The sequence below is a fragment of the Streptomyces sp. SDT5-1 genome (genome assembly GCF_052245995.1).
In the GTDB taxonomy this organism is placed as follows: Bacteria; Actinomycetota; Actinomycetes; order Streptomycetales; family Streptomycetaceae; genus Streptomyces.
This window is the reverse complement of record NZ_CM125963.1, coordinates 8,091,952-8,104,012: the sequence shown is the minus strand read 5'-3', so window position 1 is coordinate 8,104,012 and position 12,061 is coordinate 8,091,952. Positions and strand designations below refer to the sequence as shown.

The following is a 12,061-nucleotide window of genomic DNA, read 5'->3' as shown; positions in this document are numbered from 1 at the left end:
CCAGAACTGCCCGGCACGGTCCAGCGCCCCCTGGACCGTGCCGGGCGGGCCCGTGTCGGCTACTGGCCGCTGATGTCGACCATCCAGTTGATGCCGAAGCGGTCGGTGCACATGCCGAACTCGTCGCCCCACATCTGCTTCTCCAGCGGCACGGCGACCGTGCCGTCGGCGGACAGCTTCTGCCAGTAGCCGCGCAGCGCGGCCGCGTCGTCGCCGCTGACGCTCACCGAGATGTTCGTGCCCGCGGTGTGCTCCATGCCCGGAGGCGTGTCCGAGGCCATGATCGTGAAGCCGTCCGGGGTCTCCAGGAGGGCGTGCATGATCTTGTCGGCGAAGTCGGCGGGCGCGCCGCCGCCACCGGCGGACCCGAAGGTGTTCAGGGCCAGCTCGCCGCCGAACACCTCCCGGTAGAACTCCATGGCCTGACGGGCGTCCCCGTCGAAGGCGATATACGGGTTGAGGCGAGAAGCCACAGCACGGTCCTTTCTGCGGGTTTTACGGGTGAGTGCTCCGGACTTCCGCATTATTCGGCGTGTCCGTGCCGCCCGCACTGTGGAGCGCGTCGACGAGCTCCGCCAGCGGGTGGTCCCCGTCGTCCGCGCCGTGCGTCTCGGCGCTGCGCACGAACATGGTCTCCTCGTACGCCGCCAGGGCGGCCTCCACGTCGCCGGGGTGCGCCGCGACGGCCGCGGCGAGGTCGGCGCCGTCGAGCATGGCCAGATTGGCGCCCTCCCCGTTCGGCGGCGCGAGGTGGGCGGCGTCGCCGAGCAGGGTGACGCCGGGGACCCGCTCCCAGCGGTGCCCGTGCGGCAGCGCGTGCAGGCGGCGCAGCTTGGGGGCGCCCTCGGACTCCGTGATCAGGGCGGTCAGCTCGGGCGCCCAGCCGTGGAACTCCTCGGCGACGCGGGCGCGGGCCCGCGCCGGGTCGGAGAGGTCGAGGGCGTCGAACCACTCCTCGGGCTCGGTGATCCCCACGTAGGCGTGCAGGACGTCGTCCTGCTCGCGGTGGGCGAAGATCTCCCGCTCCGGGGTGAGCGCGATCATCATCCCCGCGCCGACGGCCTTCGCGGTGTCCGGGTGCCGGGTCGCGGCGTCGTACACGTACGTCTCGAAGACCGACTTGCCGGTGTACGCGGGCGTGGCGGAGGACAGCAGCGGGCGGACGCGGGACCAGGCGCCGTCCGCGCCGACGAGCAGCTCGGTCGTCTCCGAGGAGCCGTCGGCGAAGGTGACCTCGTGGCGTCCCGCGCCGAGGCTCCGGGCGCCGGTGACCTTGCGGCCCCAGCGGACGGTGCCGGCGGGGAGGGAGTCGAGCAGGATGCGGCGCAGTTCGCCGCGCGGCGCCTCGGGGCGGCCGCCCGTGCCGTCGTCGGCCTCCTCGTACAGGACACCGCCGTCCGGTGCGAGGATCCGCATCGCCTCGCGGCCCTCCAGGACGATGGAGCGGAACGCGTCCATCAGGCCCGCCGCTTCCAGGGCGAGTTGGCCGTTGTAGTCGTGGATGTCGAGGAGCCCGCCCTGCGCGCGTGCGGTCGGCGAGGCCTCCGCCTCGTGGACGGTGGCCGGTATGCCGTGCAGGTGCAGGACGCGGGCGAGGGTGAGGCCACCAAGACCTGCGCCGATGATCGTGACGTGCGTGCGGTGGGTGCTCATGGGTGGGTCCTTCCGATCGTGCGCGGGCCGCGGGGCGCGGCGCCGACCGACACCAATCTCCCCGCCGCCCGCGACAGATCGCCTACAGACCTCCGACGGCCGCCGACAGCGTGCCGACAGCCGTCCGGCACCCGCTCAGCGCAGCACTTCGAACGCCCAGTAGTCGGCGGGCCCCTCGGCGGTGTACGGCTCGTCGCGGCGGCGCTCGACGACCTTGAGAGCGCCCTCGTCCGCCTGCCCCTGCACGTACTCCACGAAGTCCGTCCCTTGCAGGTACTTCGAGAAGGTGCTCATGAGGACGAGACCGCCCGGCTTGGTGACGCGGAGCATGCCCTGGAGTCCGGTCGGCGGCACGTGTCCGAGCGTGAACACGCCGCAGGACACGGTGACGTCGTAGCTGTCGTCCGCGAACTCGACGAGTCCGCGGTTCATGTCCACGCCCGCGGTGAGCGTGCGGTAGTTCCCGGTCTTGCGGGCCTCGGCGAGCATGCCGTCACTCAGGTCGAAGCCGTCGATGACGCTGACGCCGCGCCGCCTGAGCGCCGCCGCGACGAGTCCGGTGCCGCATCCCGCGTCGAGGACCACGGATCCGGCTCCGACGGCACCCGGATGGTCGCCCGCCATGGCGTCGAACAGGTCGCCGATCCTGTCCGGGCCCCAGTACCCGCTGGTGCGCAGGTCCTCGTCGTACGAGGCCGCCCAGTCGCCGTAGTAGGTGTCGATGCGGTCGGGGACTCCCTCGAGTCGGTGCGCCCTCTTGATCCGGTCCTGGCTCTGTGACACCCAAGTCTCCCTCGTCGTCGGACAGTTCGCTCCCCCGGCGGGTCCGCGCGGGCTCCGCCGGGGGTGACCGTCCACGCCGCTACCCGAAAGGGCCGGGTCCGAACATGACCGGGGTGCGCAGCGGCGATTTACAGCCGTCGGGTGGCGGTGGTGAAGCGGGCGAGGGTGTCGGGGAGCGGGTCGATGCCGATCCCCGGGCCCGAGGGGACGGTGAGGCAGCCGTCCTTGTCGAGGACGAACGGTTCGGTGATGTCCTCGGCGTAGTAGCGGCTGGAGGCGGAGGTGTCGCCGGGCAGGGTGAAGCCGGGCAGCGCGGCGAGGGCCAGATTGGGGGCGCGCCCGATGCCGGTCTCCAGCATGCCGCCGCACCACACGGGCACGCCGTTGGCGACCGCCACGTCGTGGATGCGGCGGGCCTCCAGGTAGCCGCCGACGCGGGCCGGTTTGACGTTGATGATCCGGCAGGCCTCCATCGCGATGGCGGTGGCGGCGTCCCGCGCGCTGTGGATCGACTCGTCGAGGCAGACGGGCGTGGTGATGCGTTCCTGGAGGCGGGCGTGGGCACGCAGGTCGTTCTCGGTGAGCGGTTCCTCGATGAGGAGGAGGCCGAACGCGTCGAGTCTGCGGAGGTGTTCGGCGTCGGCGAGGGTGTACGCGGTGTTGGCGTCCACCTGGAGCGGCAGGTCGTCGCCGAAGCGTTCGCGGACGGCGCGCAGCGGTTCCAGGTCCCAGCCGGGCTCGATCTTCAGCTTGATCCGTACGTAGCCCTCCGCGAGGTACTCCGTCACGTCGTCGAGGAGTTCCGGGATGGAGTTCTTGATGCCGACGGAGACCCCGGCCGGCACGCGCTGTCCGGTGGCGGAGCCGAGGTACGTGGCCAGGGGCATGCCGTAGGCCCGCAGTTCGGCGTCGAGCAGCGCGGTCTCCAGGGCGGCCTTGGCCAGCTCGTTGCCCTTGACCGGTTCCATGGCCGCGGCCGCCGCGGCGGCGGTGGGCTCGGGCAGTGCCATGACGCGCGGCAGCAGGAAGTCGCGGATGACGATCTCGGCGCCCGCGATGAACTCGGAGCAGTACAGCGGGTCGGGGTCGCCCGCGAACTCGGACCAGCCCTCGGCCTCGTCGGTCACCACGTGCAGCAGGAACGCGTCCTTGGTGTCGACGCTGCCGAACGACGTGCGGAACGGCTTGACCAGCGGAATCGCGATGTGCAGCAGCTCTACGCGTTCGATCTTCATGCCTGGGCCTCCTGGGCGGTGAGGTGCGTGAGCAGGTACCAGCCGTCGCGGGACATGGCGGTGGCGCGCAGGCCCTCCGCGTACGCGGTGGTGAAGACCTCGCGGACGGCGTGCCGCCAGCGCAGCGCGGTGTCCGGGTCGGTGGCGCGCAGGGCGACGACGTCCTCGGGGACGCGGCACCACACGCGGGTCTCGTCGCGGGCGGCGAGCGGTCCGCCGTCGGGGGCCTTGGCGAGGACGGCGGCATCGGCGCGGCCCTCGACGGGGTCGGGGGCGTGCGGGGTGTCGGCGGTGAGGTCCCACAGGGCGGTGAGGCGGTCGGTCTCGTCGCCGTCGTTGATGCCGTCGTCCATCGGGCCGTAGAAGTCGACCTGGTACTCGCTCGCGACGGCGCCGAGCTTCACCAGGTTGAATCGGGCGTTGCGGGCGACGAGCGGGTCGAACGTCCAGCGCATGGTGCGGGCGCCGCGCTCCAGGGCCCAGGCGCGCTGGGCCTGCTTGACGGTGTGGCCGATGCCGCGGTCGGAGGTGGCGGCCGCGGCGGCAAGCGAGTACACATCCCGCTCGGCGGGCGGCCCGAACACGGCGACGGAGGCGCCGACCACGTCGGTTCCCGACCAGGCGGCGTGCACGGCGCCGCCCGCGTGAGCGACGCTGTGCAGGACGTCGGTGTGGAAGGGCGGCGCGGTCCGGGGCATCCGCCACACGTCGGCGAGGAAGTCGGCCACCGCGCGCAGGCCCGCCACGTCGTCGACGGTCGAGGTCGTCACTTCGTTCATGGCTCGAGTTTCGGCGCGGGCACCGGGGAGGGGCTTGTGGGGGCGGCCAATGATCGGCGTCTAGCCTGTTGCGATCGGCCAATCCCCCGCTCCCGCCGTCGGCGAAAGGTTCACCCATGGACACCTGCACACTGGGCACCCTCCTCGACGCACTCGGCGGCTCCACGCTGCGCCTGGCCCGCGCGCCCGGGGGTCTCGGCGTTCCCGTCACCGAGGTGCTGCTGCACGATCCGCACGCCGCGCTGCCCGAGCGGGCGGCGGGCGCGCTGCTCCTCGGGGTCGGTGTCCACCCGGACGAGGCGGGGCCGCTGCTGCGGGCGGCGGGCCGGGCCGGGATGGCGGGCGTCGTGGTGCGCGGCGACGGGACGGACGCGGTGCCCGACGCGGAGGCGGCGGACACGGCGCTGCTCGGCACGGACCGGGACGCCGCCTGGCACCATGTGTTCCAGCTGCTGTCGTCGGTGGTCGGCGCGCACGGGGCGCGGACGGCGCCGCTGGGCGAGGACGCGCTGCCGGGTGATCTGTTCGCGCTGGCCAACGCGGTGGCGGCGGCCGTCGGCGGGGCGATCGCGGTGGAGGACCTGGGGCGGCAGATCCTCGCGTACTCGACGGTTCCCGGGCAGCCGGTCGACGAGACGCGGCGGCAGGGCATCCTCGGCCGCCAAGTCCCTGGCAGCCCGGAGAACGACGAGGACTACCGGCTCCTGTACGCCGCCGAAGGACCGCTGCGGCTGCCGGGGGTGACCGCCGACGAGCTGCCGCGTCTGGCCATGACGGTGCGGGCGGGCGGCGAACTCCTCGGGTCGATCTGGGCGGTGGACACCGGGAGCCTGGCCGCGGACGCGGAGGACGGGCTACGGCAGGGCGCGTCGGCGGCCGCGATGCTGCTGCTGCGGGCGCGGGCGGCCGACGAGCTGGCCCGGCACCTGAGCAGCGATCTGCTGCGCCGCCTGCTGGACGGCTCCATCGAGCCGGCCGCCGCCGCGCACCGGCTCGGGCTCGCGCCGGACGCCCCGGTGCGGGTGGCGGCGTTCGCGCTCGCGGGCGCGGCGACGTCGCACGACGGCGGGCAGGCGGCGCTGCGCCTGCTCGACCTCGTGCGCCTCCAGTGCCAGACCCGGTACGGGCAGCACGCCTGTGTGCTGCTCGACGGGGTGGTGTACGCGCTGCTTCCGGTGGTCGGGGCCGCCGATCACGCGGCCGACCGGCATCTGCGGATCGCGGAGGACATCGTGCGGCGCGCGGAGGAGGCGCTGCGGTGCTCCGTGCGGGCGGGGCTCGGGCACGCGGCGTCGGGGGTGGCCGGGGCGCGGGACTCGCGGGACGACGCGGATCTGGTGCTGCGGGTGCTGGGGGCCGGGCAGGTGGCGGACGCGGGGCAGGTGCGGGCGCGGACCTCGCTGCTCGTGCTCGGCGAGTTCCTCGCGGACCGCAGGGACCAGGCGTCGGGTCCCTGGCGTGATGTGCTCGCGCACGACGCGGAGCACGGCACGGAGTACGCGCGCACGCTGATCTGCTGGCTGGACGCGGGCTGCGACGCGGGGCGGGCCGCGGAGAAGCTGGTGGTGCACCCGAACACGTGCCGCTACCGGCTGCGCAAGGTGCAGCGGCAGTTGGGCATCGACCTCGACGACCCGGATCAGCGGCTCGTGCTGTGGGTGCAGCTGCGGACCCTTGCGGGGCTGCGGGGTTGAAGGGCTACGCGAGGAGCCAGCCGCGCAGCCGCTCCTCGCACTCCCTGACGTCCGCCTCCGGGACGAACTCCCCCGGCGTGTGCGCGAGTTGCGGGTCGCCGGGTCCGCAGTTCAGGGCGGGCACGCCGAGGGCGGAGAAGCGTGCCACGTCGGTCCAGCCGAGCTTGGGCCGCGGCTCGACGCCCAACGCCTTGACGAGGCCGGCCGCCATGGGCCGGTCGAGGCCGGGCAGGGCGCCCGGTTCGACCTCCGTGAACCGCACCTCGTACTCGGGGAAGATCCCGCACAGGTACGCCCTTGCCTGTTCGGGTGAACGGCTGGGCGCGAAGCGGAGGTTGACGGTGACCACGCACGCGTCGGGCACGACGTTCGCGGAGACGCCCGCGTGGACGGCGACGGCGTTGAGGCCCTCGCGGTACTCCAGGCCGTCGATCAAGATCCTCTCCGGCACGTGCGCGTGCAGGCGGGTCAGGACGTCGCCCGCGAGGTGGGCCGCGTTGCTGCCCATCCAGGAGCGGGCCGTGTGCGCCCGCTGTCCGGGCACGAGGATGTCGGCGAGGAGGAAGCCCTGGCAGCCCGCCTCGATGCCGCCGTCCGAGGGTTCGAGGAGCAACGCCAGGTCACCGTGGAGGAGTTCGGGCCGGTGGGCGGCGATGACGGCGAGGCCGTTGCGGTCGCCCGCGGTCTCCTCGCACTCGTAGAACGCGAAGGTGACGTCGCGCTCCAGGGGCCTGCCCGCAGCGGCGGCCGCCAGCTTGAGAGCGACGGCGACGCCGGCCTTCATGTCGCAGGCGCCGAGCCCGTACAGCCGCCCGCCCTCGCGGCGTGCCGGGAGGTTGCCCGCTTCGGGGACGGTGTCGAGGTGTCCCGCGACGACGACCCGCTCGGGGCGGCCGAGGTCGGTGCGCGCGACGACGGAGTGGCCCATGCGTTCCACGTCCAGGCCCGGCAGGGCGCGCAGGGCGGTCTCGACGGCGTCCGCGAGGGGCCCCTCGGCGCCGCTCTCGGAGGGCATGTCGACCAGGGCCTCGGTGAGCGCGACGACGTCGGCGGCGAGGTCGAGGGGCACGGCTGATCTCCTTCACGTCTGCGGCGCGGGGTGTCCGCGGGAGTGCGCCCACCATGCTCGGACGGCCGCGCCGACGGCGGGTTGTGGCCTCGGCCAACACCCCGGTCCGCACTTGTGCCGATCGGCCAATGCCCGGGGCCCGCGGGTCCCGAAGGATCCGCACCCTCACCGACCACTCGTCGTACGGGAGGACCCATGGGCCCCGTGGCCAGTCAACTGTGCCGCCGCAAACCGTTGGACAGCATCGTCGCGGATGCCGAGGGCACGGCGCACGAAGGCCCGCGCCTGGAGCGCACCATGGGGCTCGGGCGGCTGACGCTGCTCGGCATCAGCTCCGTGCTCGGCACCGGCATCTTCTTCGTGCTCGGCACGAGCGTGCCCACGGCCGGTCCCGGCGTCGTGCTGTCGTTCGTCATCGCGGGCACGGTCGCCGCGCTGGCGGCGCTCTGCTACGTCGAGCTGGCCGGGGCGATCCCGGTGGCGGGCAGCACGTACTCGTACGCGTACGCCTCCCTCGGCGAGGGCATCGCGTACCTCGTGGCGTGGTGTCTCGTCCTGGAGTACGGCGTCGCGGTGTCCACGGTCGCGGTGAGCTGGGGCCAGTATCTGAACGAGGTGTCCGACGCGCTGTTCGGTGTCACCCTGCCCGACGCGATCAGCCAGCCGCCGGGCGCGGGCGGCGTGGTGAACATCCCGGCGATCGTGGTGGTCCTCGCGTGCACGGCGCTGCTGGCGCGCGGCACCCGGGAGTCCGTCCTGGTCAACTCGATCCTGGTGTGCGTGAAGCTCGCGGTCCTCGTGATGTTCGCGGTGGTGGCGCTCACCGCGTTCCGCGCCGACCGGTTCGCCGACTTCGCGCCGCACGGCATCGGCGGCATCACGGCGGCGGCCTCCGCGGTGTTCTTCTCGTACGTCGGGTTCGACGCGGTGTCCACGGCGGGCGAGGAGGTGCGCAATCCGCGGCGCACCATCCCGCTGGCGCTGCTGCTCACGCTGTTCGTGGTGACGGCGCTCTACATCCTGGTGGCGGTGGCCGGCATCGGCGCGCAGCCGGAGGGGGCGTTCGCGCGGCAGGAGGCGGCGGGCGAGGCGGTGCTCGCGTCGATCCTCACGTCGGTCACCGGGTCGGGCACGGCCGCGCTCGTCCTGTCCGCCGGGGCGGTCGTGTCCATCTTCAGCGTCGTCCTGGTCACCCTGTACGGGCAGACCCGCATCCTGTTCTCGATGGCGCGGGACGGCCTGGTGCCACAGGTGTTCCACCGGGTGCACCGCAAGCGGCACACGCCCGCCGCGAACTCGTGGATCGTGGGGGTCGCCGTGGCCGCGCTCGCCGGTTTCGTGCCGCTCCAGGAGCTGGCCGACCTGACGAGCATGGGCACGCTGATCGCGTTCGTGGCGGTGGCGGCCGCGGTGATGGTGCTGCGGCGCGTGGCACCGGACGCGCCGCGTCCCTTCCGGGTGCCGCTGTACCCGGTGGTGCCGGTCCTGACCGCCGCCGCGTGCGCCTACCTCGCGTACCAACTTCCGGGACTGACCTGGACGTTGTTCCTGGGCTGGCTGGCGCTCGCGGCGGCGCTGTACCTGGCGTTCGGGCGGCGCAGGTCGGCACTGCGCGAGGACGTCGGGCGGGAGCGGGAGGCGCAGGCGGTGCGCTGAGCGGTCACACGGTGACGTCCCCGCACAGGTGGACGCGGAGCCCGAGCTCGTGGAACATCGCGGCCTTGGCGCGCAGCGCCTTGTCCGCGGTGTCCGCGTCGGGGGCGTAGGCGACGTTCAGGTGGTTGGCCTTGTGGCGGGCCATGAACTGGTCGCGGGTGACACCGTGCAGGACGGCGTGCATGATCGGCCACTCGGGGTTGGTGGCGTTCAGGCGCCGCTGGGTCTCCTCCTCGGGGAGTTCGACCACGGTGGCGCGGCCGAGGTCGGCGTGGAGCACGCCGTCCATGACGAAGACGCGCGACCAGACGATCTCGCCGGGCTTGGAGACACCGCTGAGCGTGCCGCCGCCGAGCGGGAAGAACATGGGTGGCTGCCGCTTCGCGTACGACTTGTCGTAGCCGCCGTGGTGCGAGGCCGGTACGGAGCCGGAGATCTCGAAGACCCAGACGAACTGCCCCTCGTACTCCTCGCCCCAGCGGATGTCGTGCAGCGTCGTCGCCGGGTCGAGGCCCATCGCGGTCCAGATCCGGTTGGTGGCGAGGGAGTCGACGGCGACGCCCTCGTCGACCTCGTTGAAGTGCGGGAGCGGCGCGCCCGCGTACAGCTCGCGGGAGCCGTCGCGGGACAGCACCGCGGGGCGCTCGACGTTGTTGAGCAGTCCCTCGGCGAGGTCGCTGGCGGGGACGGTGTCCTTGAGGCCCTGCTGGTACTGGATGCCGACCGCGTCGAGCCCGAAGTCGTCGGACAGGCGCAGCGCGGCGATGTACATCTTGAACTGGCTGAGGAGCTGGGCGTCGGTGAGTTCGGTGGCCTCGTCGGTGCCGGTGTGGAAGGTCATGCCGGCGGCGTCGAGCCAGTCGCGCACGGACTGCGCCTCGGCGTCGGTGACCTTGTTCATCTCGACGACGAGGGCGCTCTGGGAGAGCCGTTCCTTGTAGATGCCGAGGGCGTTGAGGAGTTCGTCGTCGATGATGGCGTTGTACATGCCCATGCAGCCCTCGTCGAAGACGCCGATGACGGCCTTCTCGTCGCGGAGCTGTCGGGCGAGCGCGGTGCCGAGTTCCGTCTCGGCGTCCGCCTTCAGCGGCGGCAGTTCGCGGACGTGGCTGGTGTCGTGCGCGAGGGTGCCGGTCTCCAGCCAGGTGCGCAGGCCCTCGCGGGCCCATGTGTCGGTGAAGTCCTCGCTCCACAGCACCGAGTGCGCGATGCCCGCCTTGGTGAGGCTGGCGGTGAGGTTCAACAGGCCCACCAGTCCGGGGAATTCGCCGCTCCAGTTGGCGACGACGAGGATCGGCCCGCAGTGCGTGCGCAGACCGGCGAGCACATGGTGGCTGTACTGCCACACGCCCTCGACGACGATGAGCGGGGCGTCAGGCGGCAGGGTCTTGAAGACCTCTATCCCGGCGCGCTGGCTGTCGATGAAGCCGTGCCCCTTGGCCTCGTCCACCGGGTGGCCGCGGCGCACGTCGCGGCCGAGGTCGGTGAGGGCGGCGGCGAGGTCGGCCTCCAGCTTCTGCTGCGAGGGCCACCCGGTGATGTTCGCGGCGGGCCGCAGGTCACCGCTGGCGACGGTGTAGACGGTGCCGGGTTCGGCGGCGGGCGGGGTCAGGGGCTGCGGGAGGGCATACGTCATGCGGTGACTCCTCTGCGGTGCCGTACGAGACGGGGTGCGGGGTGTGCGTCAGCGGGTCTGGAGGTCGGCCAGGGCGTGTGCCACGTCCGCCGACGCGGGGTAGAGGTCGCGGTACAGCGCGTACAGCTCGTCGTAACGGGCCGTCACTTCGGGGCGTGGGGCGTGGCGTTCGGCGACCGGGTTCCAGTCGTCGATGCGCGCGTCGTCGGTGACGAGTTGCGCGGCGAGCAGGGCGCCGCCGTACGAGGCGCCGACGGACGTGGTCCGCACCTCCTGGGTGCGTCCGGTGACGTCGGAGACGATCTGCGTCCACAGCCGGCCCTGCGTGCCGCCGCCGACGGCGACGACGCGGCGGATGTCACCGCCGGCCGCCTCCAGGGCCTCGATGTTGTGCCGCACACCGAAGGCGGTGGCCTCCAGGGCGGCCCGGTACAGGTCGCCGCGGGTGTGGCCGAGGGTGAGCCCGGCGATGACACCACGGGCGCGCGGGTCGTCGACGGGGGTGCGCTCCCCGGCGAAGTACGGCAGCATCAGCAGGCCGTTCGCGCCGGGCCCCGACTTCTCGGCGAGGCGCAGCAGTTCGGGGTAGTCGGCGTCGCCGAAGAGGTCGCGCAGCCAGCCGGTGACGGCTCCGGACGTGGCCATGCCGCCCGCGAGGTTGCGGGTGTCGGGCAGGGCGCCGACCGTGCTCCACAGCGCGGGGTCGCGCAGCAGGTCGGGGACGGTGTGGACGAGGAACATGGTCGTGCCGTACATGAGCATGAGGTCGCCGACGTGGTGGGCTCCGACGCTGAGGGCCTCGGCCCAGGCGTCGATGGTGCCGGTGGTGACCGGGATGCCTTCGGGCAGGCCTGTGGCGCGGGCGGCCTCGGCGGTGACGGTGCCGGCGGCCTCGCCCGACCAGCGCAGGGGCGGCAGTTCGACGCCGGGGGCGATGCGCTCGGCCCACGGCGCGTACCAGTCGCGGGCCAGGGTGTCGTAGAGCGGGGTGCACTGGCTGGCGGAGTGGTGGTCGAGGACGTAGGCGCCGGTGAGCTGGCGGGCCAGCCACGAGCTGGGCATGTAGAGGCGGCGGGCGCGGGCGAACAGCCCGGGCTCCTCGTCGGCGATCCATGCCACCTTGGCGCCCGCCGCCTGCGAGGTGAGGCGGGAGCCGCAGCGGTGGGTGATCTCGTCGGCTCCCAGCTCCCGCTCCAGGCGCGCGATCTGGGCGACGGAGCGGGTGTCGACCCCGTACAGGATCGCGGGCCGCAGCGGTGTGTCGTCGGCGTCGGTGAGCAGCACGCACGGCCCCATGCCGCTGACGCCGACGGCGACGACCTCCGTGTCGCGGGCCGAGGTCAGCTCGCGGGCGAGGGAGACGAACTCGTCCCACCACACCTCCCCCGGCATCTCCACGTGGCCGGGTGCGGGGCGGTCGACGGTGTGCTCGCGGACGGCGGTGTGCAGGACGGTGCCGTCGAGGGCGACGAGGACGCCCTTGCTGCTGGAGGTGCCGATGTCGACGCCGATGACTGCGGAACGGGGCATGGTGGCCACCCTTTCTGTCGCTGTGT

General features: G+C 73.1%; 10 protein-coding genes. 2 read left to right on the top strand and 8 right to left on the bottom strand.

Annotation, left to right across the window (positions count from 1 at the left end; genetic code table 11):
• Nucleotides 1-59: 59 nt before the first annotated feature.
• The 5 genes from ACTWJ8_RS37320 to ACTWJ8_RS37300 form a co-directional block, all read right to left on the bottom strand.
• Nucleotides 60-473: a VOC family protein gene (locus ACTWJ8_RS37320; RefSeq protein ID WP_443261903.1), complete on the bottom strand. Its 414-nt coding sequence runs from the start codon at nucleotides 471-473 to the stop codon at nucleotides 60-62.
• A gap of 22 nt (nucleotides 474-495) precedes the next feature.
• Entirely contained in the window at nucleotides 496-1,653 is a 1,158-nt protein-coding gene (locus ACTWJ8_RS37315; protein WP_443261902.1) for an FAD-dependent oxidoreductase, read from the bottom strand.
• A gap of 135 nt (nucleotides 1,654-1,788) precedes the next feature.
• A complete protein-coding gene (locus tag ACTWJ8_RS37310) occupies nucleotides 1,789-2,436 on the bottom strand; it encodes a class I SAM-dependent DNA methyltransferase (RefSeq protein WP_443261901.1) in 648 nt (215 codons plus the stop codon).
• Between the two features lie 128 nt (nucleotides 2,437-2,564).
• Nucleotides 2,565-3,671, bottom strand: a complete 1,107-nt coding sequence (gene menC / locus ACTWJ8_RS37305; RefSeq protein ID WP_443261900.1) for an o-succinylbenzoate synthase — start codon at nucleotides 3,669-3,671, stop codon at nucleotides 2,565-2,567.
• Complete coding sequence (locus ACTWJ8_RS37300; RefSeq protein WP_443261899.1) at nucleotides 3,668-4,450, bottom strand: chorismate synthase; 783 nt, start codon at nucleotides 4,448-4,450, stop codon at nucleotides 3,668-3,670. Before ACTWJ8_RS37300 ends, menC begins: the two co-directional genes overlap by 4 nt.
• A gap of 116 nt (nucleotides 4,451-4,566) precedes the next feature.
• Between ACTWJ8_RS37300 and ACTWJ8_RS37295 the strand changes: the two genes are divergently transcribed.
• Nucleotides 4,567-6,144: a PucR family transcriptional regulator gene (locus ACTWJ8_RS37295; protein ID WP_443261898.1), complete on the top strand. Its 1,578-nt coding sequence runs from the start codon at nucleotides 4,567-4,569 to the stop codon at nucleotides 6,142-6,144.
• 4 nt (nucleotides 6,145-6,148) lie between these two features.
• Here ACTWJ8_RS37295 and dapE read toward each other — a convergent pair whose 3' ends face one another.
• A complete protein-coding gene (gene dapE / locus ACTWJ8_RS37290) occupies nucleotides 6,149-7,213 on the bottom strand; it encodes a succinyl-diaminopimelate desuccinylase (RefSeq protein WP_443261897.1) in 1,065 nt (354 codons plus the stop codon).
• A 195-nt stretch (nucleotides 7,214-7,408) separates the two neighbouring features.
• On the opposite strand from dapE, the gene ACTWJ8_RS37285 reads away from it, so the two are divergent.
• On the top strand, nucleotides 7,409-8,869 hold the full coding sequence (locus tag ACTWJ8_RS37285) for an APC family permease (RefSeq protein ID WP_356372644.1): 1,461 nt from the start codon (nucleotides 7,409-7,411) through the stop codon (nucleotides 8,867-8,869).
• 4 nt (nucleotides 8,870-8,873) lie between these two features.
• Here ACTWJ8_RS37285 and ACTWJ8_RS37280 read toward each other — a convergent pair whose 3' ends face one another.
• Together ACTWJ8_RS37280 and ACTWJ8_RS37275 are read right to left on the bottom strand one after the other, a co-directional pair.
• The gene (locus ACTWJ8_RS37280) at nucleotides 8,874-10,505 is read right to left on the bottom strand and encodes a fucose isomerase (protein WP_443261896.1); all 1,632 of its coding nucleotides are present in this window, start codon (nucleotides 10,503-10,505) and stop codon (nucleotides 8,874-8,876) included.
• Between the two features lie 48 nt (nucleotides 10,506-10,553).
• Entirely contained in the window at nucleotides 10,554-12,035 is a 1,482-nt protein-coding gene (locus tag ACTWJ8_RS37275; protein ID WP_443261895.1) for an FGGY-family carbohydrate kinase, read from the bottom strand.
• Between the last annotated feature and the right edge of the window lie 26 nt (nucleotides 12,036-12,061).

What these genes read in the sequence shown, in the direction of transcription:
- ACTWJ8_RS37315 (WP_443261902.1), bottom strand. Translation starts at nt 1,653, where the DNA reads ATGAGCACCCACCGCACGCACGTCACGATCATCGGCGCAGGTCTTGGT.
- menC (WP_443261900.1), bottom strand. Translation starts at nt 3,671, where the DNA reads ATGAAGATCGAACGCGTAGAGCTGCTGCACATCGCGATTCCGCTGGTC.
- ACTWJ8_RS37300 (WP_443261899.1), bottom strand. Translation starts at nt 4,450, where the DNA reads ATGAACGAAGTGACGACCTCGACCGTCGACGACGTGGCGGGCCTGCGC.
- ACTWJ8_RS37295 (WP_443261898.1), top strand. Translation starts at nt 4,567, where the DNA reads ATGGACACCTGCACACTGGGCACCCTCCTCGACGCACTCGGCGGCTCC.
- ACTWJ8_RS37285 (WP_356372644.1), top strand. Translation starts at nt 7,409, where the DNA reads ATGGGCCCCGTGGCCAGTCAACTGTGCCGCCGCAAACCGTTGGACAGC.
- ACTWJ8_RS37280 (WP_443261896.1), bottom strand. Translation starts at nt 10,505, where the DNA reads ATGACGTATGCCCTCCCGCAGCCCCTGACCCCGCCCGCCGCCGAACCC.
- ACTWJ8_RS37275 (WP_443261895.1), bottom strand. Translation starts at nt 12,035, where the DNA reads ATGCCCCGTTCCGCAGTCATCGGCGTCGACATCGGCACCTCCAGCAGC.